This is a genomic window from Botrimarina hoheduenensis, assembly GCF_007859815.1.
In the GTDB taxonomy this organism is placed as follows: domain Bacteria; phylum Planctomycetota; class Planctomycetia; order Pirellulales; family Lacipirellulaceae; genus Botrimarina; species Botrimarina hoheduenensis.
Genome location: NZ_SJPH01000002.1, coordinates 314,200 through 340,893 on the forward strand (window position 1 = coordinate 314,200; position 26,694 = coordinate 340,893).

The following is a 26,694-nucleotide window of genomic DNA, read 5'->3' on the forward strand; positions in this document are numbered from 1 at the left end:
GAGGGGCTTGCGATGTTGTTTAGGCGGGAGGGGGCGGGCGAGTTGGCGAATGCTAAGGGTGGGGCAGGCCGAGGTTGCGGATGGCTTCCGCGGTGAGCTTGCTACGATCGATCGGCGCGGGGATCGCCGCCGGGCGAGCCGCCCCCGCGTCGCTGAGCGGCTTGTTCACGAGAGGCTCGGTATGAACCGGCGCGATGCGCCGCAACGATTGTTTGCCGCTGGCGATCGCGAGGATGTCTGCGGCAGTGAGATGGCGTGGCTCGGAGCGTTCGTTCGTCGCGGGGGCGTGGCTGTCGGCCGCCGGAGCCGCAGCTCCCTTGGGGGGTACGGTGTTTCCCTTGTTGCGGGCCGCGGCAAGAATCTCGGCCGTTGAGAGCCCCTCGCGACGAGCGGTCGGTGGTTTTGCTGGCGCTTTACCGCGTACCGCGGCGAGCACGTCGGCGGTTGAGAGCTTGAGCGCCGGGCTTTCCTTTTTGCCTTCGGGCGAAGAAGTACCCGGCGTGTCTTGGGCCGTGTCCGCCCCCTTGCCGCGGGCGGCCGCGAGGATATCGGCGGTCGAACGACCGGAAGCGGGGCTCACCTTTTTAGGCTGACGACCCGCGGCGTCGGGCTTGGATTTAACTCCGCCGCTGCGGGCGAGCGCCAGGATGTCTGCCGCCGATTTAGGCGCTCCTTTGCCGGGGATCTTCGAGGCGGGCTTCTTGATTGCCCCCGCTTTGCCGGTGTCGCCGCTCGGCTTATCGACCACCTTGAGAAAGTGCGGATCGATATCGAACCAACCGACGTTGTTGTTCAGGCCCGTGAACTCCACGAGTGCCCGACCGCTCATGTTGACCGTCTTCACCTGACCGACGAACCCTTCAAACCGGGCAAGTTCGGGCTGCTTGCCGATCACGATGACGAACTTGTCGGTTAGTTCGCGCTTCTGGTGGTCGATTGCTTCAAACACCATGGGCTGATAACTGCGAGACGGTGGGGGCATGCCGAGGTGGGCACTACGTTCTACCGCAGCCAGAGTGACAGACAAACAGGGGCCCCCGCGGTCAGCCGTCGGCGTGGTGGGCGTCGCACCCGTTGTCGCAGTTGCTAGCGGCTGTCTGCGCAACGATACTGGTCTGTTCGGTAGCACCGTTTCTCCGTGATTGTCATTTCACGGCGATCCGCTGAGTGCGGATTGCTGTTTCTCAAAAGCTCCTGCTCCTCGAAACGACCCCCGATGATGAAATTCACTAAGCTGGTCGTCCCAGCACTTAGCCTCGTGCTGTGCCTCTTTGTCTCTCCGAGCGTTGCTCAGACCGAGTTTTTGCCCGGCATGGCCTGGCAGGAACCACCGGTGGTTGATCCGGGAGCGACCTACGAAGCGCCCCCTTCTGACGCGGTGGTGCTCTTCGACGGCAAGGACCTTTCCGCTTGGGAGAACGGCGAGAACTGGCCCGTTAAGGACGGTGTCGCTTATTCGGGAAAAAACTATCTGACCAGCAAGCAAACCTTTGGCGACTGCCAACTGCATCTGGAGTGGTCAGCTCCTGTGCCAGTGGAGGGAGAGGGTCAGGGACGCGGCAACAGCGGCGTGTTTCTCATGGGTCGCTACGAGGTTCAGATCCTCGACAACTACGAAAACCCGACCTACCCCGAGGGCCAGGCCGGCAGCGTCTATAAGCAGACGCCTCCCATGGTGAACGCCATGCGCAAGCCGGGCGAGTGGAACACCTACGACATTTTCTGGACGTGCCCGCGGTTCAACGCCTCGAGTCAGTTGGTTGAACCCGCGTACGTAACGGTGGTCCACAACGGCGTGCTGCTGCTGAACCACTTCGCGTTGCGGGGCGATACGCCCTGGCACCGTCCGCCGCAGTACGTCGATATCGGCCCCAAGGGCCCGATCGCTCTGCAAGACCACGGCAACCCGGTGCGGTTTCGCAACATCTGGGTCCGCGAGCTTTCGCCCCCAGTCGGTGAGCCGCGTGAGCCGCTGCTCTGGGATCATGGCAGCGACGAGAAGAAACCGCTCCGCGCTCTTGTGGAATAGTGCGTATCCGGGCAGAGGCACCACCAAGCCAGAGGTGCCGGTCTTGGCGTGTGTAGTGCGGACGGCTTAGAACGGGAGCCTCGGCCCGCGTTCACTCGTCCCCCCGCACCCAACCCCGTCGCGCAGATGGCTCCTTCAATCGCCGACCTCGCCACCCTGGGCATGCTGATCTTGCTGCAGGCCGTGCTGGGTTTCGACAACCTGCTGTACATCTCCCTCGAATCGAAACGCGCCCCCGAGGCCGATCAACCGCGGGTGCGTCGCTGGGGGATCGGCATCGCGGTCGTTTTGCGGATCGTTCTGTTGTTCGTTGTGCTCAGCGCGATCAAGTACTTCCAAGAGCCGTTCTTCAAAATCCCCGAGGAGGGGCCGCTCGGCCGCGTCCTGTCGGGCGAATTGACGCTGCATGCGGTGATCGTGCTCGCCGGTGGCGTCTTTATCCTCTACACCGCGCTGAAAGAGATCATGCACATGCTGGCGGTGCACGATCTCTCGCATGACGCCGACCGTCAGCCGAAGTCGGTCACCGCGGTGATCGCGACCATCGTGGCGATGAACCTGGTGTTCTCGTTCGACTCGATCCTGTCCGCGATGGCGCTCACCGACAACTTCTGGGTGATGGCGGCGGCGATCGTTGTGAGCGGAGCCATGATGATCTTCTTGGCCGACGGCGTGTCGAACTTTCTCAAGAAGAACCGCATGTACGAAGTGCTCGGGCTGTTTGTGCTCTTTATTGTTGGTGTGATGCTGGTGAGCGAGGGGGGACATCTGGCCCACCTGCACCTGTTTGGCTACATCGTCGAGCCGATGGCCAAGAGCACGTTCTACTTTGTGATTGCGATTCTGGTGCTGATCGACGTGGTGCAGAGCCGCTACCAAAAGAAACTCCTCGCCGAACAGGCCCGACAAGCTGGCAACGCGACAGCGTGAGCCCAGCCTTTAGGCCTAACCCCCGACCCGTCGGCACGCCCCCCGCGTTGAGATCACAGGTCGTAGTACAAACAGAACTCGTAGGGGTGCGGACGCAGATTGATGGCGTCCACTTCGTTGGCACGCTTGTAGGCGATCCACGTGTTGATCACGTCCGGCGTAAAGACGTCTCCGCGTAGCAAGAACTCGTGGTCTTTCTGCAGGGCGTCCAGCGCCTCAGCCAGTGAACCGGGCGTCTTGGGGACCGTTGCGAGTTCCTCGGGCTCGAGGTCGTAGATGTTCTTGTCGAGCGGTTCGCCCGGATGGATCTTGTTCTGGATGCCATCGATCGCCGCCATCGTTAGCGCGGCGAACGCCAGATAGGGGTTGCTGCTGGGGTCGGGGCAGCGGAACTCGATCCGCTTGGCCTTGGGGCTCGGGCTGTACATGGGGATTCGACAAGCCGCGGAGCGGTTTCGCTGGCTGTAGGCCAGGTTGACCGGTGCTTCGTAACCCGGCACGAGGCGCTTGTAGCTGTTGGTCGTCGGATTGGTAAACGCTAAGAGGGCCGGGGCGTGCTTGAGGATGCCGCCAATCGCAAACAGCGCCTCGTCGGACAGGCCTGCGTAGCCGCCGCCGGCAAACAGCGGGGTGCCGCCCTTCCAGAACGAGATGTGCGTATGCATGCCCGATCCGTTGTCGCCGAAGATCGGCTTGGGCATAAACGTCACGGTACGGCCGTGCCGGCGCGCGACGTTCTTCACGATGTACTTGAACAGGCACATGTGATCGCCCATGCGCACCAGTTCATCAAATCGCAGATCGATCTCGCTCTGCCCGGCGGTCGCGACTTCGTGGTGCTGGCATTCCACGTCGAGCCCGCACTCGATCATGGTCTGCATCATCTCGTTGCGCAGGTCCATGAGCTGATCCGCGGGCGGGCACGGAAAGTAACCCTCCTTGTAGCGGAGCTTGTGGCCCAGGTTGGGGCCCTCGTCGGCACCGCGGTTCCATTCCGCCTCGACCGAGTCGATCGAATAGAACCCCTCGGAGGGGGTCTGATCGAAGCGGACATCGTCAAAGATGAAGAACTCGGCCTCGGGGCCGATGACCACCGTATCGGCGATGCCCGTGCTCTTGAGGTAGTTGACGCTTTTGCGGGCGACGTTGCGCGGGTCACGCGAGTAGTCCTCGCGTGTGATGGGGTCTTGCACGTTGCAGATCATGCAGAGCGTCGGCAGCTCGGTAAACGGATCGATGAAGGCCGTTTCGGGCTGTGGCATCAAGAGCATGTCGCTCTCGTTGATCGCCTGCCAACCGCGGATGCTGGATCCATCGAAGCCCAGGCCGTCTTCAAAAACGTCTTCATCGAGCTTGCCGGCGGGGATGGTGAAGTGCTGCCAAACGCCGGGGAAGTCCATGAAGCGGAAATCGACAGCCTTGATGTCTTTCTCGCGGATCGTGGCGAGGACTTCTTGCGGAGTCATGGGATCGAAGCCGGAAGGGTGGAGACGGGGGTAAATCTGACAAGTGGGCCCGCTTGCGGGCGACCGGACGGACCACAGAGAGGCGACCCAATGGGCGGCCACACACACCTGTTGCACGTTACCCGGGGGGGCCCAGAGGGGGTAGACCCGAGAAAAATGAGTGAATCACGGGGCTTGCCCCTTGCCTGAGTAGCGCGCGGGGTGGCACAGTCTCTAGGCAGCGAGCCAAGGCTGCCGGGGCGGAAATGGCTGCTAGCACCGCTCCTGCCGTTTTGGCGCGCAGTTTGCTGAGCTTAATTTACGTCGTACGAGACTCGCGCTACCGGTGTACCCCGAAGTCGTGTCGGGTCTCCTTCAAGTCCGTCTTTCAATAGTCCTCAGGGCAAAGCGTTCGGCTGGTTTCCTTCCCTCCTTCTGGCCAGCCCGACCCCCGATCCTGCGGACCCAATGACAGGAAGCCCCGACAGCCGGGGCGTAAGACTCGCGTGAGCACCGTGAATTCAACCAAGAGTGGAGCCAATAGCTCCTCGTCTTACACCGGCGGCACCTCGTCGCCCCGTCAATCGGCCATCGCGGCGGCCCTGGGATTCAACCAGTCGGCACCCCCGATCGAGTTCATGACCAAGACGCCTGAAACCGTCTTTGGCGAGAACACCTTCAGCAAGTCCGTGATGAAGAAGCGGCTGCCCAAGGCGATCTACAAGTCGCTGATGCAGACGATCGAAGCGGGCGAAAAGCTCGACCCGACCGTCGCCGATGTCGTGGCCTCGGCCATGAAGGATTGGGCCATTGAAAAAGGCGCGACCCACTACACCCACGTTTTCTACCCGTTGACCGGCGGCACCGCTGAGAAGCATGACAGCTTCATGGCACCCACGGGCGACGGTGGCACCCTGGCCGAATTCAGCGGTAAGGAGCTCTGCCAGGGCGAACCGGACGGTTCGAGCTTTCCCACGGGCGGTATCCGCCAGACGCACGAGGCGCGTGGCTACACCATTTGGGACGTCACCAGCCCCTCGTACATCCTCGAGAACCCCAACGGCACGACGCTGTGCATCCCCACGGCGTTCGTCTCGTGGACCGGCGAGGCACTCGACAAAAAGACCCCCGTGCTGCGGAGCATGAAGGCGCTCGACGCCCAAGCGCACCGGATCACGAAGCTCTTCGGACACGACACCAAGGCGTTTGTCGCCTCGACCGCGGGTCCCGAGCAGGAGTACTTCCTGGTCGATAAGAATTTCTACTACGCCCGCCCCGACTTGCTAACGGCGGGTCGGACCCTGTTCGGAGCCGCCGCTCCCAAGGGGCAAGAGTTTGACGACCACTACTTCGGTGCGATTCCCGACCGCGTCTTGTCGTTCATGTTCGAGGTCGAGCGCGAGCTCTTCCGCCTGGGCGTGCCCATCAAGACCCGCCACAACGAGGTGGCCCCCGGTCAGTACGAAGTCGCCCCGATCTTCGAGACCGCCAACGTCGCGACCGACCACCAGCAGCTGATCATGCTGGTTCTTAAAAAGGTCGCCAAGAAGTACGGCATGGAGTGCCTCACGCACGAGAAGCCGTTTGCGGGCCTCAACGGCAGCGGCAAGCACGTGAACTGGTCGCTCGGTTCAAGCGAGCTGGGCAACCTGCTGGATCCGGGCGATACGCCCCACGAGAACGCTCAGTTCCTGGTCTTTTGCGCCGCGGTCATCCGCGCCGTCTATAAGCATCAGGGCCTGCTGCGGGCGGTGGTTGCGTCGGCGGGCAACGACCATCGGCTCGGTGCCAACGAGGCCCCGCCGGCGATCCTCTCGGTGTTCCTCGGCTCGCAGCTCGCAGACGTGTTCGAGCAGATCAAGACCGGTGGTGCCAGCTCGTCGATGCCCCGTGGGACGCTGGAAGTGGGCGTTGATACGCTGCCGCCGTTGGCCAAAGACGCCGGCGACCGCAACCGGACCAGTCCGTTCGCCTTTACCGGCAACCGGTTTGAGTTCCGGGCGGTCGGATCGAACTTCTCGATCGCGGGTCCGCTCGTGGCGATGAACACGATCGTCGCCGAGTCGCTTGACTACTGCGCCACCAAGCTGGAAGCCGCTGTCGCCGGAGACGCCAGCAAGCTTCATGGCTCGGTGCAGAAGCTGCTCACCGAGATCATCAACGAGTGCGGATCGATCATCTTCAACGGCAACGGCTACTCCGAAGAGTGGCACGCCGAGGCGGCCACGCGCGGGTTGCTGAACAACAAGACCACGCCAGAGGCGCTCCCCGCGCTGATGGCCCCCGAGGTCAAGGAGTTGTTTAGCAAGTACCAGGTGCTCAGCGAGCGTGAGCTCGAAAGCCGCTACGAGACGTACGTCGAGCAGTACTGCATGACCGTGCGGGTTGAAGCGAATCTCACGAAGAAGATCGCCCGGACGATGATCTTCCCCGCGGCGATCCGTTACCAACGTGAGCTCGCGGCGACTTGCACCAACCTGCAGGCGCTGGGATACGAGTTCGACACGAAGACGCTCGACAAGGTGACCGGCCTCGTCAAGGAATTGCAGGACAGCATCACCGACTTGGCCGAGGCGAGCGCCGACGGCTGCGAGGAGATGGTCAAGTGCTGCGAGGTCGTGCTACCAGCGATGCTCCGCGTTCGCGAGGCCTCCGACAAGCTTGAGGCTATCGTTGCCGATGATCTGTGGCCCTTGCCGACGTACCAAGAGATGCTGTTCATCAAGTAACCCTGGAGTCCTCGGACACCACATTTTTCGACACGCTCCAACCGCGGCGGCTCTCCTGGTGAGAGCCGCCGCTTTTTTTACTTATTTTTCAGGGGTACTCTGCGGCATTTGGCACCCTGCGCGGGCTTGGCACCCGGCAACGCCGTTGCCTACTAGCGTTCGGCAAGCGACACTAAGTAGACCGTTGGCTCGGTCGCCTTATCTCTTTTTTCGCGGAGCGTTGCATGAATTCTCGCAAGCTCCGCTTTTTGCCGACCAAGGCAACCTTCAAACTCGGCGAACGCCTGGGTTCGGGCACGGTGGGCGTCGTCTATCGGGCGACCAGTCCGGAAATCGCCAAGCCCGTTGCGGTCAAGCTACTCAACCCCGCGGTCTCGGGAGACGAGACGATCACCGATCGTTTCGAGCGCGAGATCGTTGTCATGGAGCGGCTGAGTCATCCGCACATTGTCCGCAACTATGGTGGCGGGCAAATGGACGGGCAGCTCTTCTATGCCATGCAGCTGCTCGAACACGGTTCGCTCAAGGACCGTTTGAAACGCGGCCCGCTGGAGTGGCCGCAAGCCGCCGCTTACGGTGTGCAAATCGCCTCTGCGTTGCAGCACGCTCATAATCACGGCATCGTCCACCGCGATCTGAAGCCCAGTAATTTGTTCTTTGACGGTCTGGGGAATCTCGTTTTGGGGGATTTCGGTATCGCCCGCGACATGCACGCCCAGGCCGACATCACGCAGCAGGGGATGACGGTTGGCACGTTTCTGTACATGTCGCCCGAGCAGATCACCGCCGACCATCAGATTGATGGCAAGGCAGACCTCTACTCGCTGGGTTGCGTGCTGTACGAGATGCTCACCGGCCAGCCCCCTTTTCAGGGAGCCAATTTTGCCCAAGTGTGGGAGCAGCATCTGCACCGGGACCCGCCCAGCGTGCGCGTTGCTCAGCGTGAGGCGGGCGTGCGGATCACTTGTCCCGAATGGCTCGATGAGCTGGTCCAAAAGCTGCTGGCCAAGCGGGCGTACGACCGCCCCTTCAACGCCCGTTCGGTCGAGGGGGTGCTGTTGCAACAGCTCATCGACGCTTTCGGTGTCGAGAAATCGAAGCAGCTCACGCGGCTTGATGCCTTGCAAGTGGTGCCCGGAGAGCGAGCCAAAGCGAGGTTCTGGGTCCTGTGGCTCGTCTTGGCCCTGGTCGCAGCAGCGCTGGGAGCCTTTGTTGTAAACAGCAGATAAACTTGACGACGCAGGGGACAAGGTCTGGCGAGTGAAGACGCGGCGATCAGACCGCTTTCGGAAGCGCAGTTGCGGCGTTCTCTCGATCTCGAGCAGAACTCCGCTGCCTGACGCCTTCTGACTCGCAGCGAAGGGTGTTGATCCGTGGGCAGGAAATTTGCGTGCCGCAGGCGACGGCCCGCTCGTTGGCCCACTGCGCGTACCACATCGGCCAGACTGTTCAGAGTGCTCGGGTCGTGGCCGGTGAGAGCTGGCAGACGCTGACGATCCCCCGCGGAGAGTCAGAAGCGTACAACCGGCGGCGGTGGGGGCAGGGTTAATCCCGCTGAAAAACGAGAGCTAGCGGCCCGCACGCGGGGCTCGTCGCTTCTCGGTGTGGCGGATCCGCCGTAGACTGCGGGGTCCGCCGATCTTTCCTCCACCGAACCCGCCCGCGGCACGAAGCCGTTGGTGCCCCCGCCCATGCCCGCCTCCGACATCGTCATTCGCGGCGCCCGCGAGCACAATCTGCGTGATGTGGACGTCACCCTGCCGCGCAATCAGCTCATCTGCCTGACCGGTGTCTCCGGCAGCGGCAAGAGTTCGCTGGCGTTCGATACGCTGTTTGCCGAAGGACAGCGGCGCTACATCGAGAGCCTCTCGACGTTCGCTCGGCAGTTTCTTGGGCAGATGCCCAAGCCGGACGTGGACCATATCTCGGGGCTGAGCCCTTCGATCAGCATCGCGCAGAAGCAGTCGGGCAACAACCCGCGCTCGACGGTCGGCACGATCACGGAGATTTACGATTTCCTGCGAGTGCTCTTCGCGCGGGTGGGTCAGGGATACTGCCCCCAGTGCGGCGCGCCGATCACAGCGCAGTCGCGCGAGCAGATTCTCGGCCGCATCCTCGCGCTGCCCAAGGGAACCCGCTTCTCGGTCCTGGCCCCGGTCGCTCGGCAGCAGAAGGGCGAGCACCGCGATTTGTTTGAGGACTTGCTCAAGAAGGGGTTTGTCCGAGCGCGGATCGACGGCGAGGTTTATGAGCTTGCTAACGTCCCGTCGCTCGATCGCCAGATGCGGCACGACATCCAAGTGGTGGTGGACCGGCTCAAGGCGGATCCGTCTACCCGCGGACGTTTGGCTGAGGCGGTTGAGATCGCTCTGTCGCTGGGCGAAGGGGCGCTGGTGATCGCTCCCGAGCCCGATGCGGAAGCGGCGGAGACTCGCCCCATCGAGCTCCTCGACGCCGACGAGGCCGAGACTCTTCCCAAAGCCCGACGCAGCAAACGCAAAGCGAAGACGCGCCCCGATCTGCTGCCAGACGATATCGCGCTGTCGGCAGACTTTGCGTGTGCTCCGTGCGGGCTCTCGTTTGATCCGCCGAGCCCGCAGCTGTTCAGCTTCAATAGTCCGCAGGGGATGTGCCAAACCTGCGACGGCTTGGGCGAGCTTTACACGTTTGACCCCGAGTTGCTCGTGGAAGATCCCGGCAAGAGCTTTGCCGGTGGTGCGCTCGCGTTGGTTGATCGCTGGCGCGACCTCGGCAAGTGGAAGCGCCATATCTACAAAGGGGTCGCTGACACGATGGAGCGCAAGCTCGGCCTCGACGAGGGGACTCTCCTCGAGACCGTCTGGGAAGAGATGGTCGATGAGTGGCAGAACATCTGGCTGTGGGGAACCGGCGAAGAGCACATCACCTTTACCTGGAAGACCGGCCGCGCGACGCAGAAGTACGGCGGCCACTTTGATGGCGTAATCCCCGAGCTGCTCGAAAAGTATCGCACCAGCCAGAGCCCCGCGCAGCTCCGTCAGCTCGAGAAGTTCATGCGCGTGATGGACTGCCCCGATTGCGACGGGCAGCGTCTTAATCGCCAGGCCTGTAACGTTCGCCTCACCACCACGCACGACCGTTTCAGCAATGCAGGAACGGCTACCAAATCGTTGCCCGATATCTGCCATCTGCCTGTCGATGAGGCGACTCAATATTTTGCGGGCCTCGAACTGACCGGGGCCCAGCAGTACATCGCCGAGGAAGTTCTCAAAGAGGTCCGCGGCCGGCTCGGCTTTTTGGAAGGCGTCGGCCTGGGGTACTTGTCGCTCGATCGAACGGCCCCGACCCTCTCCGGCGGCGAGTCACAGCGGATCCGCTTGGCCGGACAAGTCGGCTGCGGGCTCGTGGGGGTGACCTACGTCTTGGACGAGCCGTCGATCGGGCTGCATGCCCGCGACAATCAGCAGCTGATCGACACGCTCTGCCGGTTGCGTGACCTTGGCAACACGGTGGTTGTCGTCGAGCACGATGAAGACACGATGCGGGCGGCCGACCTGCTGATCGATTTCGGTCCCGGCCCGGGCGTTAAGGGGGGTGAGGTGGTTGCGGTGGGCACCGCCGCGGAGATTGCCAAGTCGCAGCGGAGCCAAACCGGGGCGTTCTTAGGCGGCCGTCGTGCCATCGCGGTGCCGGCGCAGCGCCGGCTTGCCGCGGAAGACCCTTCCACCGCCGCGACGGATGCCGCAGCGAGTAGCAAGCCGCGTCCTGTGCTGCGTGTGGTTGGGGCCCGCCATAACAACCTGAAAGACGTCACGGTTGAGATCCCGCTGGGTGCCTTCGTTTGTTTCACGGGCGTTTCGGGCTCGGGGAAGTCGTCGATTGTCAACGACATCCTCATGGAGTCGCTACGCCGCGACGTGATGAAAGGCAAGGGAGAACCGGGCGATCACGATCGGATTGAAGGGGTCGAGCATCTCGACAAGGTGATCTCGATCGATCAGTCGCCGATCGGCAGAACGCCGCGTTCGAACCCGGGCACTTATATCAAGGTCTTCGACGATATTCGTGCGCTCTACGCGCAGCTCCCGGAGTCGAAGCGGCGGGGCTACAAGCCGGGACGCTTCAGCTTCAACGTCGCGGGGGGGCGTTGTGAGGCTTGCGACGGCAACGGTGCCAACAAGCTTGAGATGGATTTTCTGGCCGACGTGTGGGTCACCTGCCAGGTGTGCGCCGGCAAACGCTTCAACCGCGAGACACTGCAGGTTGAGTACAAGGGCGTCTCGATCGCCAACGCGCTTGAGATGGACATCGTCGAGGCGCTGGCACACTTCGAGGCGATCCCCAACATCCGCCACAAGCTCGAGACACTGCACGCGGTTGGTCTGGACTATCTGAAGCTCGGTCAGCCCTCGCCCACACTTTCAGGTGGCGAGGCGCAGCGGATCAAGCTTGCCAAGGAACTGGTCAAGAAATCGACGGGCAAGACGCTTTATGTGCTCGACGAGCCGACCACGGGGCTCCACTTTGCCGACATCGAGATGCTGCTGAAGGTGCTGCACGATTTCGTCGATCAAGGCAACACGGTGCTGGTGGTGGAGCACAACCTGGACGTCATCAAGACGGCCGACTGGATTATCGATATCGGCCCGGAGGGGGGAGCTGGCGGCGGCCGCGTGGTGGCCACCGGAACGCCCGAGATGCTCGCCGAACAGCTTGCGAGCCAAACCAAATCGCGTGCGAAGAAGCCCGCCGACACGAACGCAGAGCCGGCGCTGCGTTCGCATACCGCCGAAGCCCTTGCGCCGCTGTTGGGCGGCGAAGCCACTGGAGCGGTGTCAGCCGCCCGCAAGACCAAGACGGTTGCCAAGCACGCCAAGGCGATCGAGGTCCGTGGTGCTCGGCAGCACAACCTGCGGGGCGTTGACACGATCATCCCGCGCGATCAGTTCACCGTCTTCTGCGGGCCGAGCGGTTCGGGCAAATCGTCGCTGGCGATGGACACGATCTACGCCGAAGGCCAACGCCGCTACGTCGAATCACTCGGCAGCTATGCCCGCCAGTTTGTTGGACAGATCCAGAAGCCCTCCGTCGAGCACATCGAGGGGCTCTCGCCGGCGATCGCCATCGAGCAACGCACCGTGGGCCACACGCCGCGCTCGACCGTCGGGACGGTCACCGAGATCTATGATTACCTGCGCGTGCTGATGGCCCGGATCGGCCAACCGCACTGCCCGGACTGCGAAGTCCCCATCGGCACGCAGACCGCGGATCAGGTGACCGACAAAGTGATGTCGGCCCCCGAGGGAACCAAGCTGCAGCTGATGGCACCGGTCGAGCTCGGCGTCGGGGGGGCTTATCAAGAGCTGTTCGACGAGCTGCGTGCTGCCGGTTATCGACGTGTGCGGGTCGATGGCGTGACGCACGATCTCGAGAGTCCGCCCGCCATCGATCGCCGCCGTCGGCACGAGGTTGCTGTGGTGATCGACCGGATCACGGTGCAAGCGAAGTCGCGCGGGCGTATCGCTGAGGCGGTCGAGGCGGCTCTCGGCTTAGGACGCGGGGTGATGCAGGTGATCGCCCCCCGTGACGAGGTGCCCGAAGACCGCTGGCCCGTGCGCGTTTACAGTCAGCATCTTTCGTGCGAGTCGTGTGGGCGGAGCTTTGAACCGCTCACGCCGCACAATTTCTCGTTCAATAGCACGCTCGGCTGGTGTGGAGCGTGCGAGGGGCTCGGCACGCAGACCGGCGCGAATCCGGCGGCGCTGCTGCGTGACGACGATTTGACCCTGGCCGACGGGGCGTTGCTGCTGTGGCCAGCCCTTTCGGGCGAGCTTGCACGGTGCTTGCTCGAAGCGCTCGCCGCGCACACAGATATCCCGCTCGACACCGCGTATCGCAAGCTCACCGCGCGGCAACGTCGCACGCTGCTGTATGGAACCAAAGACACGTGGATCGAGGCCCCCTACGGAGAGTCCACCAAGAGCAAGCCGCAGGCGCGACTCCGATTTCAGTTCAAAGGGCTTTACCCCGCGCTGGAAGAGGCATCCAAACTCTCGCCCAGCTTACGCACGCAGCTAGAGCACCTGGTCGACGAGATCGAGTGCAGCGAGTGCGGTGGCAGCCGCGTTCGCGAAGACGCTTCGGCCGTGCGGTTCCGCGGTTTGACGATTGAACAAATCGTACGTTTGCCGCTGGGTGAGTTGGTGGAAACGGTTCGTGGTTGGAACCTCGACAAGCGCGAGACCAAGATTGCCGGAGAGATCGTCCGCGAGATCGAAAACCGTTTGACCTTCCTCGTGGATGTCGGGCTGGAGTATCTGACTCTCGGGCGTAAGGCACCCAGCCTGTCGGGCGGGGAGAGCCAGCGGATCCGCTTGGCGAGCCAGGTCGGCAGCGGCCTGACGGGCGTGCTCTACGTTCTCGATGAACCGACAATCGGCCTGCATCCGCGTGACAATACGCGGCTGATCGCGGCGCTAATGAAGCTGCGCGACCTGGGCAACACGCTGCTCGTGGTGGAACACGACAAAGAAGTGGTCGCCGCGGCCGATCGGTTGGTCGACTTTGGCCCGGCCGCGGGCAAGCTCGGGGGGCTGATCGTCGCCGAGGGAACGCCTGCGGCGGTCGCCAAGAAGCGATCGAGCGTGACGGGCCCGTACCTGAGCGGCAAGAAGGCGATCCCCGTCCCCACGAATCGTCGCCTCGTGGCTCCTAAAAGCGAGCCAGCAACCGCAACCCCTCCCGCTTCGGCCGTCTTCCCGTTGGAGCGGGGCGTTGCCAAGTTGCGCGTCGTTGGTGCCCGCCACAACAACTTAAAGAACATTGACGTCGAGATCCCTTTGGGATCGCTGATCGCCGTGACCGGGGTCTCGGGGAGCGGCAAAAGCTCGCTGATCAACGAGGTGCTGTACAACCAGCTTGCGCGGACATTGCATCGTGCCAGTCTGACCGCCGGTGCGCACGACCGCATTGAGGGCGTTCAGCATATCAACAAGGTGATCCGCGTTGATCAGTCGGCGCTCGGCAACTCGCCCGCGAGCAATCCGGCCACCTATACGGGCGCTTTCGATTTGATTCGGCAGCTCTTCTCGCAGCTGCCCGAGGCCAAGCTCCGGGGCTATCAACCGCGTCGATTCAGTTTCAACGTGGCGGGCGGTCGGTGTGACGACTGCGAGGGGATGGGTCAGCGCTGTGTCGAGATGCACTTCTTGCCCGACGTGTGGGTGGAGTGCGAAACCTGCCGGGGGCTGCGTTACAACCCCGAGACGCTAGCGGTTCGTTACCGCGACAAGTCGATCGCCGACGTGCTGACTATGTCGGCCGGCGAGGCGCTGGCCTTGTTCGAGAATATCCCGAAGATCCGGCGGGTTCTTCAGACCTTGTGCGATGTGGGCCTCGATTATGTGGCCCTCGGCCAACCGGCACCGACGCTTTCCGGCGGCGAGGCACAGCGCGTCAAGCTCGCCGCTGAACTCTCAAGACCCGACACAGGGCAGACCCTCTATCTGCTGGATGAGCCCACGACCGGTCTCCACTTTGAAGACCTCGTGAAACTGCTCGAGGTGCTGCATCGGCTCGTCGATCTTGGTAACACGGTGTTAGTGATCGAGCACAATCTGGATGTTGTCAAACAGGCTGACTGGGTCATCGATATCGGCCCCGAGGCCGGCAAGCACGGCGGCACGGTCGTCGGTGCGGGGCCGCCCGAGCATCTTGCCCGTCTGGCAAGTTTGCCCGACGACGCGGCCACACGTTCACACACGGCCCGATCGTTGCAGAGCATTCTTGCGGAGGGTCCCCACAAAAAGCGCAAGGTCTATCGTCCGGATGACGACACCCAAGCAGACGACATCGATCTCGACCGCGTTGGAGAAGATGTCGCGATGCCCTGGGAGGCCGATGGCCGCCGCTGGCACTGCGCCGAGCGGATCTGCCGCGACGGGGCGACGCCTAAGTGGGAGGGCAAGGTGCTCGATCAAGTCGAGCGGCGCATTCAGCAGCTGGGCGACTTTGCGCCCACGAACTGGAAACATCGATCGGTGGTCGAGATTACCGGCCACAAGAAAGCCGACGGCTGGTTTCTTCACGCGATCACCGGCGAGCGCTGGCTCGTGAAGCTCAAGTTCCGGACCGCCAAGCGAACGTTCAACCGCGACGATCTGGCCGTCGCCCTTGATCTCAAGCCGCTCAATGATCTGGAAGAGATCGAGGCCTACGGTGCCGGACCCCGCGTGAAGTGCAAGAACCTTCGCGGTCCCTGGCAAGAGGTGCAGTTGGCGGTTCATACCTGGAAAGAGCTCGATACGCCCGCGTTCAGCCAGTTCCTGGAGAAGGCCGTCGCGGGGTTTGAACGCTTCGTCGGCCGCGAAGAGAAGAAGCCCGAAGACCTCATGCCTTGGAAAGTGCTCGGCCAGAAGTGGCACCTGGCCCGTAAAGGGTTCACGCCGGGCAAGCGTATCGGCTGGGAGCCCGACCTGCTGGAAGAGCTGCTCGAGCTGATCGACGAGCTCTCGCCCGGTGGCGAGTACCTGTGGAACAACAAGGTGCTCGTTCACCGGATGATTCCCGGTCAGTCGACCCCCTGGGCGACCCTCGTCACCAAACGATCTGAGAATATCGAGCTGGCGCTGAACGGGCCCAAGGGAGAGTTCCAGCTGGGGCAGTTCGCCGACCTGGCCGCGGACCGCGAACTCGATACCCGACGCGATGACCGCGATACCGTGCGACTCCGTTTTGTGGACAACGACGATGTCGCGCGGGGCGATCTCGAGGCCTTCGTACGCCTGCATCTGGAGAACTCGTCCGCCAAGTCCGGAGTCTGATCGTGGAGCGGCAGAAGAGCTGGTCGAAGCGATGGCGTCTTGCGGGCAGATTGCTGCTGACGTTAGTGGCGATGCAGCTGCTTGCCGATGGTATCTATGCACTGGTGGTCGGCGTCGCAGCGGCCCGCTGGGAAGCAAGCGTCACGCGTGATGCCGCGGGGGTGCTCCTCGATTGTCAGGCGCGCACGTATCCGCCACAGCGAGAGGGTCGCCCGGTGGGGCTGCTGCTGGTACACGGCATCAATGCCTCGCCACGGCATTACGACCTCATCGGGCCCGCCCTGGCGAAGGAAGGGGTCGAATGTGTCGCGATGCGACTCCCCGCTTTTTGTGAACCGCTCGATCGCTACCGGAGATCGACCGCCGATCAATGGCGAGCCGAAATCGGCGATCAACTCCGTACGCTACGCGGGCGGCACGAGCGGGTCGGGGTGGTTGCGCATTCGCTGGGAGCCGCGGCTACGCTCGCCGCGCTACGCGATAATCCGGCCGCGGCCGACTTTGCGGTGCTAGTGACCCCTGCGATCGCGGTTTCCGATGCCCGCAGCCCGCTGATGTCAACGCGTGCCTGGCACGAGCTGTCGCAGCGTGTACTGGTTTTCTCGAAAACGCTGTGGACACCATTCGCCAGCGACTGTCAGGCGTGCGAAGGGGAGATCCCTGGGCAGTCACCGTTCACTCCGACGGCCGTTGTTGATGAGCTGTTTCGCCTGATGGATGAAAACGTTGCTAGGTTCGCTGATTTACAAACCCCGCTAACGTTTATCCTCAGCGAAACGGACGCGGTTGTTAGTACGCCTGCCGCACGCGAGTATTTTTCCAAGCTCCCGATCGAACAGAAGCGACTGGTTTCACTCGATCGTTGCGGGCACGAAGCGCTGATCGATCGCCAGTGGAACGAGGTGAAGAAGGAGATTCTTGCCGAGGTAGATAAGTTTGCGGCTCAGATGGCAACTCCTTAGCGAGCCCGCGGTTGGGATCAACGCACCACGGTCGATCTGGAAACATTCGATGGCACGATCTTGCCCCAGCAGACCCAGCCCCAGATGGAGCCTATAGAGGGATTAGCCGACGACTGGTCGCGTGTTGTCGATGAGCAAGGCAATCAGCTCCAGACCGTCGGGCACCACTTTCAACGGAGTCGGCCACTCAACAATGAGGAGCGGGGCCGCATCAGCCGCGAGGGAACCTGCCTCGCCTGCCATCAAGCCTTGCCGACCGAAGACCTAGCGGCCGGTCTCCTTCATCATGTGGCGAAGTACACGGGTCAGCTTCCTCATACGACCGCCCAGCACAGCTGATTGGTGCACAAGATCGTGCTGATCGGGGCGTGGGCCCAGGTGGGGGGTGGCGCGCTGGTTACCTTGGCAGCGGTGGCGGTTGTCACCTGGTGGAGACGGGCCAGGCAGCGAGATGAAGTCAAATGAGCATCCGTCGTAAGATCAAAAAGACAACACTCCGAGCCTCTTGTGCCAAGCTCGAAGATTGAAGGATGGCGGTAAGTGTTTTATGGGTAATCACTTGCGACGATATTGAATATGCTGGCACCCTGCTTGCGTTAACGGTTTGGCAATCACGCGAGTCATCGGCCTGACGCCGCTCGTCCAACCAACTTCGCAAAGGGGGACCCCACCATGTTCAAGACCACCACCAACATCACAACCAAGATTGTTACCGCCGCCGCCCTGGGCCTGAGCGGAATTGCCGTACCGGTTGAAGCCGGTGGCTGCGGAGGGGGGGGCCGGATCGTTCACCGACCCATCGTTCATCCGCCGGTCATCTGCCCGCCGGTGCACGTGATCAAGCCGATCTGCCCGCCGCACGTAATCCTTCCGCCTCCGCCCGTGGTGTGCCCCCCGCCCGTGGTGTGCCCTCCACCGGTAGTGTGCCCCCCGCCCGTGGTGTGCCCTCCGCCCACTGTTTGCCCGCTGCCGACACCACTACCGCAACCCGTGCCGACGGCCATCGCACCGCCCGCGACGATCCCCACGCAGCTTGTTTCTTACCCCTCGGTCGTGCCCCAGGCGGGCTACTACTTCGGCCTGAGCATCCAGCTCACCAGCACGCAGTACGGCGTGGGGGCGATGGTGTACAGCGTGGCACCCGGCGGACCGGCGGCCCGTGCCGGCCTTGAGCCCGGTGACGTGCTGCTCTCTGCGAACGGGCTCAGCTTCCGCGATGTGCGGACGAATGATGAGGGAGTCGCACGCTTGCAGCAGGCGGTGGCGGGCAGCGGAGCGGCCAATCTGCAGGTGCTCGATAGCCGTACCGGACAGGTCCGCGGACTGCAGCTCTATGCGGATGGCGGTGCCGTCGCCAGCAGCCCCGTCGCGGCTCCGACGCCCACGTTCTGAACCCACGGTGCCGCACAGGCCGTACCGAGCAACGTTAATCAAACGAGCCGGCCGTTGTTCTCACACGAGAGCAGCGGTCGGCTCGCGTCGTAGTGCGGTTCGGCGAATCCTATAGCCCGGCGAAGTAGTTATGCACCGCAACGCCGAGCGTTTCTTCATCGGCGACCAGCGGGCGATCGTGCACAACACAAAAGTTACGTGCCTGCCGCAAGAGATCGCGCGGGTGGCAGAAGCGCGGTCGGCGATTTTGCAAGTGAAAGTGTTCAGCCAGAAGCCACTCGCCGATGCGCGGAGCGAGCTTCATCTCCAGCCGCTCGGCGTAAACCTCTAGCAGCTTGTAGAACTGCACCTCGGTGGGATCGACTACCTCGATCTTGTAGGGGATCCGCCGCAGAAAGGCTTCATCGACGAGCTCACGAGGCTCGAGGTTCGTCGAGAGGATAAAGAGCAACTCGAAGGGGATCCGCGCCTGGCGTCCCGAGGCCAGCGACAGATAGTCGAACTGCTTTTCAAGCGGGACGATGAGTCGGTTGAGCAGATCCGTGCTGCTCACCCGTTGGCGACCGAAGTCGTCGATCACCAGCGCGCCGCCGTTGGCTTTCATCTGAACGGGAGCCTCGCTCACACCACTGGCGGCGTGGTAGCTAGGGTCGAGCTGCTCGAGCGTCAGCTCGCCGCCAACCACCACGGTCGGCCGCTTGATCAGCACCCAGCGTCGGTCGTAGCGGGTGCTTTCGAGCGCCGGATGCTCGATCCGATCGTGGCAGCTTGCGTCATAGAGGCGGAGGATATCGGCCCCGTCGCACACCGCCCGCGGGATCCACAGGTGCTTGCCAAAGGCGTTGCAGATTCGCTCGGCGATGCTCGTTTTTCCGTTACCCGGGGCACCGTAGAGAAACATGCCGCGGCCGTCTGAGACGGCCTGCGCAACGAGGCTGAGCATCGAATCGGCGACTTCGAGGTCGCTGAGCGCTTGCTGCAGCTGGACGGCACCGATGCGGGTTGCGCCGATCGCTTGTCGGCGGATCGCCCGGTCGTAGACCGCGAGCGGAACGGGAGCGGCATCGGCGTAGTTGGCGTGCTCCGCGTGCTGCTTAGCGCGTGTGTGGCCCGCTTCGGTGAGCTGATAGTCGTAGTCGTTGCCGACCGAGCCGCGGATCGAGACCATCAGGTCGTCGCGGAAACGTGCCAGTGTGTCTGTAACCACGCGCCGCGAAAGCCCCGACACTTGCGCGAGGGCTGCGCTGGTCGCGGTGTTCATGTTCAGCAGTAACTTCAGTAGCAGCGACTCGACCATCCCCGCGGTCAGCCCTGTTTCTGCAAGGGTGGTCGGCTCGGGCGGCGGGGCCGGCAGTTCCGCGGGCCACTCAACCCCCAGCGGCGCGTCGGTGGGGCGATCGCTCGTGGGGCTCGTGGGTCTATCGCGCATCGCCGCCACGAGGTCGGGCGGAAGGAGCGATTCGGCGAGGGAGTCGGTTGTTCCGGCGGGCATCGTGAAACAGCGGGCTTGATGCGGGGAGCGGACGCTAGTGCGCCGTTCAAGCATGCGATGCTCGCGGCCTTGAGGGGGGAATCCCCCCACAAGACAACCGCCGCGAGGCACCGTTGCAGGCGAAGCAGGCAGCCTAGTCGGCACAATCGGCCCCGTGTGTGCGCGGGTCCGCATCGTATTGCTTGCCTTGCGCAAACCTCAGCCCAAGCGGATTTCAGGCCTGCGCGAGTGTATAGACCGTGACTTCGGGTCGGGCTAAGAGGCGCACCTGCAGGCTGTGCCCCAGCCCGCGATTAACGTACAGATCGCGTGATGCGTCGAGCCGGACGTGGCCCCGCTTGTAGCGGCGATTCTTGACGGGTACGACGGGCGAGCCCAGCAGCGGGAAACGCACCTGGCCGCCATGCGTGTGGCCCGACAAGATCCAGCCGCGGAAGTCGCGGTAACCGCGCACGTCGGCGATGTCGGGGTTATGGGCTAAGAGGATCGCCCCCCGCGAGGTATCGATTGTATCCAGCGCGTTCCACACGTCGCACTCGCCGGCCCACAGGTCGCCGCTACCCGCCCACTGCAAGCCATCGATCTCGACCGAGGCGTTGCGGAGCACCCGGACACCGGCGCTATCGAGCCGATCCGTCAATCGGTCGGCGATCTCGCGATCGCGGAAACGCTTGCCGAAGTCGTGATTCCCCAGGCAGGCGAAAGTCGGCACCTCGGCGATCGGCGCTTCCGCGAGCGTGGTCATGACCCGGTCCAGATGCTCGAACCGATTGGCGGTCATAAAGTCGCCGGTCAGAGCCAAGTAGTCGGGTTTCAAATCGGCGATAGCGCGGAGCGTCGCGCGAAGGTAGTCGTTATCGACCGCTTCTCCGACGTGCAGGTCGCTCACCTGAACGATCCGCCGCCCGGCGAGCGCCGCGGGCAGGCCGACCAGAGGCATCGTCTGGGGAATGATTTCGACCCAGTGGGGCTCGATCTGCCAGCTATAAAGGCCCAGTCCTACAGCACCAGCGGCCGTTGCACGGAGCGAGTTGCGCAAGAAGCTACGGCGGCTAGATCGACGCTGAGGGCTTGGTTCTGCGACGTCGGGTTCACTGGCGTTAGCCGGGGCAGCCATAGTGGTGTCAGCAACTCGGTGCGGCGGGGGCCCTGATCGACTAAAGTTAACGGCCTGAAGCGGTCGCAGGCCCCGATCAAAGGGAGTCTGTCTGGGGCGGGATAGGCTTCGCTTTTATATCTGTGTCCGCTAGACAATCATCGTCGGGGTAACTGCCCGCGGCGACCACACTAATTCGCTCATGGGGCGTAGACGGTAAGGCGGCTCACATTGCGCGACTACAACGTAACCAAGATCGTCGGCCCAGATGCCCGCGTGTCGGCTTGTTTCGTGCGGACAGCCGCAGCGGCTTTGCTGATGGTCGGTGGTTTGACCCTGCTGGGAGGCTGTTCCCCGGCGGTGGAATACGAGGGGGCGAATCCGGGCGATGCCGCCGCGGCTACGAACGATGCCACCGAAGCGCCGGCCTTCGATCCGGGCGAGAGCGCTTCCGAGGGGACGGCACCCGTTGAAACGCCGCCCGACACGAGCGGTTTAGCCGAAGAAGTGAACGCCCCGACACCCGAGGAGTCGTCTTCCGCGGGCCTTGTGCCGCGCGATCCGCCGCCGCTTCCGTGGCAATCGGAAACGCCCGCCGGGCCGGCCTCAGCCAAAGCGCAGCAGTTGTTTAGCGATGTGGAAGCCGACGCGGACGAGCCCGCCGAAACTTCGGAAGCGGCCCCGCTTGTTGGCGACCGTTACGCTGCCGCGCCTGACACGACTCCGGCTGAGGAAGACGATGGCTTTGATGCGTCGTTGGATTTTATGGAACGCGAGCTTGGCGTGGCCCCCGAAGCCTCGCCCGGCGAGGAGACCGCGTCCCTACCGCCGGAGCCGGAACCCGAGCCCGAATTTGCTTTTGAACCACCCTCCGAGCCCCCTTCCTCAGAGGCGGATACCGTCACCAGCGACCAGGTCGATGCCAAGTCGCCCCCCTCCTATGGCAATCCGCCACCTTTCGATGATCCCCCGGCTCCCGCTGCGAAGGAGTTGGAGGATAATCTGAGCGGCTTAGAGATCGGACCACTCAGCCGCCCCGGTGTGCGAGACGCAAAAGCCCCGCAGCCGGAGCCCGTAGTGGAATCGTCCGCAGCACCGGTGGATCGTGAACCGAGCCAAGCGGTTCCGCCGCCGATCGTGGCGGAAGCCGGGCCGAACGAAGAACCGCTACCGGTTGAGCGGCTTCTGTGGGAGCCGATCCCGACGCCCGAGACGAATGGCCTCGCCGAAGGCGAGCTTCCTCCGGAAGAAACGTTCACGCTGCCGGATCTCGATGAGGTGCCCACGACCGATGCGGCGCGCGAAGAGCTTCCGCCGGCAATTGTTTCCGCTCCCGTTGCTAGGGATACGGCGGAGCCGGCGCCGGGATTCGATCCGTTTGATGATCCGAAAAGTGATGCCGCCTCGGCTGAGACAAGTCGTTACTCGGCCCCGCCGCTCGCCGACTCACCCGCGACAGGGTCTGTCGTTGCAGAGCCTTCCGCGACAGAGCCTTCCGCGACAGAGCCCTCCGCGACAGAGCCCTCCGTTACGGAGCCTCCCGTAACAGAGCCTCCCGTAACAGAGCCCCCGGTGGCCGAACCGGCAGTCACGGCACCGGCCACCGCGGCGCGGATGTCATCACGGGAACCGCTGCCGGCTTTGCCCGTCTTGCCCTACAACACGCGGCACCTGAGCTGGCTGCTGGGCGCGAAGCTCGGCTTGGCTCAACTGGCCGGTGCCGAGGGGGCAACGGACGACGAGGTTCGGCTCTGGAGCGAAGAGTCAAACCGTTTGTTGAAGCAACTCAAATTGAGCGCGGTCGCCCCGCCGGCGGTTGGTAGTTCCGCGACGACGCGGCTGCAGCAGCTGCTCTCTTCGGCCGAGAAGCTGGGCGACCAGATCGCGGCGGTACACGGCCCGGATCACGCGGCGCTTTTTGAAATCGCCCTGAAGACGAACGCCCTGCTCGCCCTGTTTGACGAACGCCCTGCGTTGGCCGGTCCGGTAGCACGAGCGACAACCGCCGCCGCAGAGCGTGCGGTGATTCCGGGCCGATTGTGGCGCGATGCCGCGCGACGGATCGAGTACGCGCAGTCACGGCAAGAAGCGTTCGATGCGGTCACGCAGCTACACGCCGAGGTGGAGGCTTACCTGCGGTGAGCAACCCAGCCGCGTCGGCGACAGCGGAAACCGGCGTCCACCGCTTCGCAACCCTGCGCTGGGGACTCGCCAGCGCCGCGGTGCTGTGGCTAGCCCAGCCGCCGATGGGATGGTGGCCGCTGGTGTGGGTTGGTCCCCTGGGCTGGCTTATCGTTGCCCAGCGCGCCGAGCCACTGGACCGGGGCGATTGGTGGCGGGTTTATCTCTCGGGCGTGGTGGCCTGGGCAGGGCTTATCGGGTGGGTCTGCCTGCCCCACCCGCTGACGCCGATCGGCTGGGTTTTTCTGTCGCTGTACCTGGGCCTTTACCCGACGGCGTTTGTGTGGCTCACAAGGGTTGCGACCCGACGGGCGATGGCCCCGCTCGGGATTGCCGCGCCGATCGTGTGGACCGGTTTGGAGCTGCTGCAAGAGCGGCTATTCAGCGGCTTTTTGATGGGCGCGCCGAGCCATGCCCTTGCTGATCAAGCGTTTGCACGGGGGTTGGCCCGTTTGATCGGTGCCTACGGTGTCTCCTTCGTGGTGCTGCTTGTCGCGGCGGCCGCGGTGCAGGGCGTATGGCTTCTTGCAGCGCCCCGGCTTTCACGGGGGGGAGCCGCTCTGGTTGCCCTGTCGATCGGCGGGCTACTTTCGTTGCCTAACGATCTTGCGGTCAGCACCGCTAAACTCGCCGCGGTTGCCCAAGGCATGCGGCAAGAGAGCCTCACCGTCGCGATCATCCAGGGCAACACCCTCGCTACGTGGGATCATGACTTCAACGAGCGTAACCGTCAGATCATGGATCGGCAGTCGGCGTTGTCGCTTGAAGCGGTTGAAAGTGCGGCAGTCGAGGGCCAGACGCTCGATCTGATCGTGTGGCCCGAGTCGATGTTTCGTCCGCCGCTCGATACGTTTGCCGGCAACATGATCCCCCCCGCCGGTAGTGACGAAAATCTGCTCCGGCGCTTGCAGAACACGGCCGATTGGTTCCGCTCGCTGGCGACGAAGCTTCAGACGCCGCTGCTGGTCGGAGCCGACCGATTCGACTGGCACCCGGATCCCGCTGTGCCCGACGACTGGCCGACGGCCGATGTCTACAACAGCGCCCTGCTGATTGACGCCGAGGGTCGGCTTCAGGCGTTTTACGACAAGACGCACCTCGTGCCGTTTGGCGAGTACATTCCGCTGATGTCGGGCGTGCCGGCCTTGTACTTTCTCACGCCGGTCGGTGCCGGCATGGCGGCGGGTGACGGCCCCGTCCCTTTTTTGGTCAAAACAAGCGCGGGCCGCGAGGTAACGATCGCCCCCAGCATCTGCTTCGAAACGATCGTTTCGCGGGTTATCCGCGGGCAGGTGGCGGAGCTCGCCGAGGCCGGATCCCCCCCCGACCTGTTGGTAAACATCACGAACGACGCTTGGTTTTGGGGTGCCAGCGAACTCGACATGCACTTGGCCTGTGCCCAGTATCGTGCGGCCGAGACGGGCACACCGTTGGTGGTGGCGGCCAACGGGGGCCTCTCGGCGGTGATCGACGCCTCAGGCGTTGTGCTTGAGGTAAGCCCCCGCCAGCAGGAGTATGTGCTTGTGGCGGAGGTGCCGCTCCGGCGTTCGGGCCTGCCGACGCCTTATGTTCGCTACGGCGATTGGTTCGCGGGGACGTGCTTGGCGCTGAGCGGTCTTGTCGCGATCCTGGGTCTTTGGCCCCGAGCGAACCAAGCAGCGTTATGAGAAACGGATCGAGCCCGATGAAGGTGTGGAGACGAAGAACCCTGCTAAGTAGCGCACGAGCGGTGCTGCTGCGTCAGCGTGAATGATCGGGCGCTTCGCTACGTGTGCGGCTGCTCCCCTCCGTTTCCCTCGATTGTCTTCCTCGGTTCACGATGCCCGTCGTTCTCTCGGTACAAGCCGCTTACAAGCGTTACGGCCACCAGCACTTGCTGGAGGACGCCAGCTGCTCTTTCACCGACGATCAGAAGGTGGGGCTCATTGGTCGCAACGGTGCGGGCAAGAGTACCCTCTGCCGAATCTTGTTGGGGGAAGAAGACCTCGACGCGGGCGAGGTGGTCCAGGGCAAGAAGCTGCGGCTGGGCTATCTGCGGCAGCACGATCCGTTTTTCGAGGGCGAGACGGTCAGCGACTTCCTGATCCGCGATAGCGGACAGCCCGACTGGCGCTGTGGCCAGGTCGCGTGGCAGTTTGCCTTGGGCGACGACATGCTGCACCGTCCGGTGCGCGAGCTATCGGGCGGATGGCAGACGCGGGTCAAGCTGGCAGCGTTGCTGCTGCACGACCCGAACCTGCTGATCCTGGACGAGCCGACGAACTTCCTCGACCTGCGCACGCAGATGCTGCTGGAACACTTCCTGCGCGACTTTCGCGCTGGCGTGCTCGTGGTTTCCCACGATCGCTCGTTCCTAAAGCAGACCTGCAACCACACGCTTGAGCTATCGCGCGGTCAGTTGACCATGTTCCCGGGCGACGTCGATTCGTATCTCGACAATCTTGACGAGCGTCGTGAACACGATCGCCGGTTGAACGCGGCAACCGCTTCCAAGCGGAAGCAGCTTGAACAGTTCATCGCCAGCAACCGTGCGAACGCCAACACGGCGAGCCAGGCGCGGAGCAAGGCCAAGCAGCTGGAGAAGCTTGAGTTTGTCGAGGTCCGTGGCGAGGAGGCGCGCGTCCACTTCTCGTTTCCCAAGGTGATCCCGCGCCAGGGGCCCGCGCTACGAGCCGAGGATCTGACGATCGGCTACGAGGATCGCGATATCGCGAGCGACATCCAGATCGAGATCGAGCATCAGTCTCGCGTCGGCATCGTCGGCGACAACGGCCAGGGCAAGACAACGTTTTTGCGCACCCTGTGCGAGTCGCTGCCGGTCAAGGGCGGGCAGATGAAATGGGGTTTTGGTTGTCAGGTTGGCGTTTACGCTCAGCACGTTTACACAACGCTCCGCGAGAATCTGACGGTGCTTGAGTACCTGGATTACCAGGCCGCGCCGGGGACGAACACGCAACAGCTAAAAGACGTGGCGGGCAGCTTCTTGTTTTCCGGCGAGCGCGCGGAGAAATCAATCAAGGTCCTCAGCGGCGGCGAGCGCGCTCGGTTGGTGCTCGCGGGATTGCTGCTGGAGCAGCACAACGTGCTCGTGCTCGACGAGCCCGGCAACCACCTGGATGTCGAAACCATCGAGGCCTTAGCCGCGGCCCTCAAACGCTACGAGGGAACCGTCATCTTCACCAGTCACGACCGATACTTCATGCACGAGGTCGCTACGGCCGTGATCGAGGTGCGTGAAGGACGGGTCGTCAGCTATCCGGGCGGCTACGATGACTATGTCTACCGGACCCAGAAGGAGATCGACGTCGGCCTACGCAGTGAGAGCACCACCAAAGCGACCGATCAGTCTGGCGGTGCGTCTGGCAGCAAGTCACGCGGCAAGTCTGATCGCGACCTGCAGAAGCAGCTCAAGAGCGTTGAGCGAAAAATCGCCAAGCTCGACGACGAACGCAAGACGCTCACCGCCGAGCAGGTCCACGCGACCGAGGCCTCGGCCGCCAAGAAAATCCACGATCGGCTCGCCGCGCTGAGCGTCGAGATCGAAGCGCTGGAAGCCGAATGGCTCGAATTGAGCGAAGCGGTCGGTGCCTGGTAGGCGGCGTGAGCACGGTCCAGCACCGTGCTTGCGACTAGCCCC

Annotated in this window: 16 protein-coding genes; 12 read left to right on the plus strand and 4 right to left on the minus strand. The window is 63.4% G+C overall.

What is annotated here, in order from left to right; translation table 11 throughout:
• Window positions 1-52: 52 nt before the first annotated feature.
• A complete protein-coding gene (locus Pla111_RS05065) occupies window positions 53-952 on the minus strand; it encodes a hypothetical protein (RefSeq protein WP_197524767.1) in 900 nt (299 codons plus the stop codon).
• 264 nt (window positions 953-1,216) lie between these two features.
• On the opposite strand from Pla111_RS05065, the gene Pla111_RS05070 reads away from it, so the two are divergent.
• Both Pla111_RS05070 and Pla111_RS05075 read left to right on the plus strand, forming a co-directional pair.
• Window positions 1,217-2,029, plus strand: coding sequence for a 3-keto-disaccharide hydrolase (locus Pla111_RS05070; RefSeq protein WP_231930754.1), 813 nt, complete (start codon window positions 1,217-1,219; stop codon window positions 2,027-2,029).
• 126 nt (window positions 2,030-2,155) lie between these two features.
• Window positions 2,156-2,959 (plus strand): TerC family protein, encoded by an 804-nt coding sequence (locus Pla111_RS05075; RefSeq protein ID WP_231930755.1) that lies wholly within the window; start codon window positions 2,156-2,158, stop codon window positions 2,957-2,959.
• 53 nt (window positions 2,960-3,012) lie between these two features.
• Here Pla111_RS05075 and glnA read toward each other — a convergent pair whose 3' ends face one another.
• Window positions 3,013-4,425: a type I glutamate--ammonia ligase gene (gene glnA, locus Pla111_RS05080; RefSeq protein ID WP_146572034.1), complete on the minus strand. Its 1,413-nt coding sequence runs from the start codon at window positions 4,423-4,425 to the stop codon at window positions 3,013-3,015.
• A gap of 494 nt (window positions 4,426-4,919) precedes the next feature.
• Here glnA and Pla111_RS05085 point away from each other — a divergent pair, with 494 nt between their 5' ends.
• From Pla111_RS05085 to Pla111_RS05115, 7 genes are all read left to right on the plus strand, one after another.
• Window positions 4,920-7,133, plus strand: a complete 2,214-nt coding sequence (locus Pla111_RS05085) for a glutamine synthetase III family protein (RefSeq protein WP_231930756.1) — start codon at window positions 4,920-4,922, stop codon at window positions 7,131-7,133.
• Window positions 7,134-7,357: 224 nt separating this feature from the next.
• Window positions 7,358-8,362 carry a serine/threonine-protein kinase gene (locus Pla111_RS05090; protein ID WP_146572037.1) on the plus strand — a complete coding sequence of 335 codons (1,005 nt, stop codon included), beginning with the start codon at window positions 7,358-7,360 and terminating at the stop codon, window positions 8,360-8,362.
• A gap of 107 nt (window positions 8,363-8,469) precedes the next feature.
• A complete protein-coding gene (locus Pla111_RS17655) occupies window positions 8,470-8,682 on the plus strand; it encodes a DUF1572 family protein (protein ID WP_146572786.1) in 213 nt (70 codons plus the stop codon).
• A 142-nt stretch (window positions 8,683-8,824) separates the two neighbouring features.
• Window positions 8,825-15,934: an excinuclease ABC subunit UvrA gene (gene uvrA, locus Pla111_RS05100; RefSeq protein WP_146572039.1), complete on the plus strand. Its 7,110-nt coding sequence runs from the start codon at window positions 8,825-8,827 to the stop codon at window positions 15,932-15,934.
• Window positions 15,935-15,936: 2 nt separating this feature from the next.
• Window positions 15,937-16,896: an alpha/beta hydrolase gene (locus tag Pla111_RS05105; RefSeq protein WP_146572041.1), complete on the plus strand. Its 960-nt coding sequence runs from the start codon at window positions 15,937-15,939 to the stop codon at window positions 16,894-16,896.
• 84 nt (window positions 16,897-16,980) lie between these two features.
• Entirely contained in the window at window positions 16,981-17,235 is a 255-nt protein-coding gene (locus tag Pla111_RS05110) for a hypothetical protein (RefSeq protein ID WP_197524770.1), read from the plus strand.
• Window positions 17,236-17,568: 333 nt separating this feature from the next.
• The gene (locus Pla111_RS05115; protein ID WP_146572042.1) at window positions 17,569-18,288 is read left to right on the plus strand and encodes a PDZ domain-containing protein; all 720 of its coding nucleotides are present in this window, start codon (window positions 17,569-17,571) and stop codon (window positions 18,286-18,288) included.
• Between the two features lie 109 nt (window positions 18,289-18,397).
• On the opposite strand, the gene Pla111_RS05120 is transcribed toward Pla111_RS05115, so the two are convergent.
• Together Pla111_RS05120 and Pla111_RS05125 are read right to left on the minus strand one after the other, a co-directional pair.
• Complete coding sequence (locus Pla111_RS05120; protein WP_146572044.1) at window positions 18,398-19,780, minus strand: AAA family ATPase; 1,383 nt, start codon at window positions 19,778-19,780, stop codon at window positions 18,398-18,400.
• Between the two features lie 214 nt (window positions 19,781-19,994).
• Window positions 19,995-20,819: a metallophosphoesterase gene (locus tag Pla111_RS05125; protein WP_197524771.1), complete on the minus strand. Its 825-nt coding sequence runs from the start codon at window positions 20,817-20,819 to the stop codon at window positions 19,995-19,997.
• A 333-nt stretch (window positions 20,820-21,152) separates the two neighbouring features.
• Here Pla111_RS05125 and Pla111_RS05130 point away from each other — a divergent pair, with 333 nt between their 5' ends.
• The 3 genes from Pla111_RS05130 to Pla111_RS05140 all read left to right on the plus strand — a co-directional run bounded on the left by Pla111_RS05130 (window position 21,153) and on the right by Pla111_RS05140 (window position 26,652).
• Window positions 21,153-23,018, plus strand: a complete 1,866-nt coding sequence (locus Pla111_RS05130; RefSeq protein WP_146572048.1) for a hypothetical protein — start codon at window positions 21,153-21,155, stop codon at window positions 23,016-23,018.
• Entirely contained in the window at window positions 23,015-24,724 is a 1,710-nt protein-coding gene (lnt, locus tag Pla111_RS05135; RefSeq protein ID WP_146572050.1) for an apolipoprotein N-acyltransferase, read from the plus strand. The genes Pla111_RS05130 and lnt overlap by 4 nt, the downstream gene beginning before the upstream one ends.
• A gap of 152 nt (window positions 24,725-24,876) precedes the next feature.
• Window positions 24,877-26,652, plus strand: a complete 1,776-nt coding sequence (locus tag Pla111_RS05140; protein ID WP_146572052.1) for an ABC-F family ATP-binding cassette domain-containing protein — start codon at window positions 24,877-24,879, stop codon at window positions 26,650-26,652.
• Window positions 26,653-26,694: the final 42 nt, after the last annotated feature.

Excerpts from the sequence above, each read along its gene's own strand:
- Pla111_RS05070 (WP_231930754.1), top strand. The coding sequence starts at position 1,217 with ATGATGAAATTCACTAAGCTGGTCGTCCCAGCACTTAGCCTCGTGCTG.
- Pla111_RS05115 (WP_146572042.1), top strand. The coding sequence starts at position 17,569 with ATGTTCAAGACCACCACCAACATCACAACCAAGATTGTTACCGCCGCC.
- glnA (WP_146572034.1), bottom strand. The coding sequence starts at position 4,425 with ATGACTCCGCAAGAAGTCCTCGCCACGATCCGCGAGAAAGACATCAAG.
- Pla111_RS05120 (WP_146572044.1), bottom strand. The coding sequence starts at position 19,780 with ATGCCCGCCGGAACAACCGACTCCCTCGCCGAATCGCTCCTTCCGCCC.
- Pla111_RS05075 (WP_231930755.1), top strand. The coding sequence starts at position 2,156 with ATGGCTCCTTCAATCGCCGACCTCGCCACCCTGGGCATGCTGATCTTG.
- Pla111_RS05110 (WP_197524770.1), top strand. The coding sequence starts at position 16,981 with ATGGAGCCTATAGAGGGATTAGCCGACGACTGGTCGCGTGTTGTCGAT.
- uvrA (WP_146572039.1), top strand. The coding sequence starts at position 8,825 with ATGCCCGCCTCCGACATCGTCATTCGCGGCGCCCGCGAGCACAATCTG.
- Pla111_RS05140 (WP_146572052.1), top strand. The coding sequence starts at position 24,877 with ATGCCCGTCGTTCTCTCGGTACAAGCCGCTTACAAGCGTTACGGCCAC.
- Pla111_RS05065 (WP_197524767.1), bottom strand. The coding sequence starts at position 952 with ATGGTGTTTGAAGCAATCGACCACCAGAAGCGCGAACTAACCGACAAG.
- Pla111_RS05090 (WP_146572037.1), top strand. The coding sequence starts at position 7,358 with ATGAATTCTCGCAAGCTCCGCTTTTTGCCGACCAAGGCAACCTTCAAA.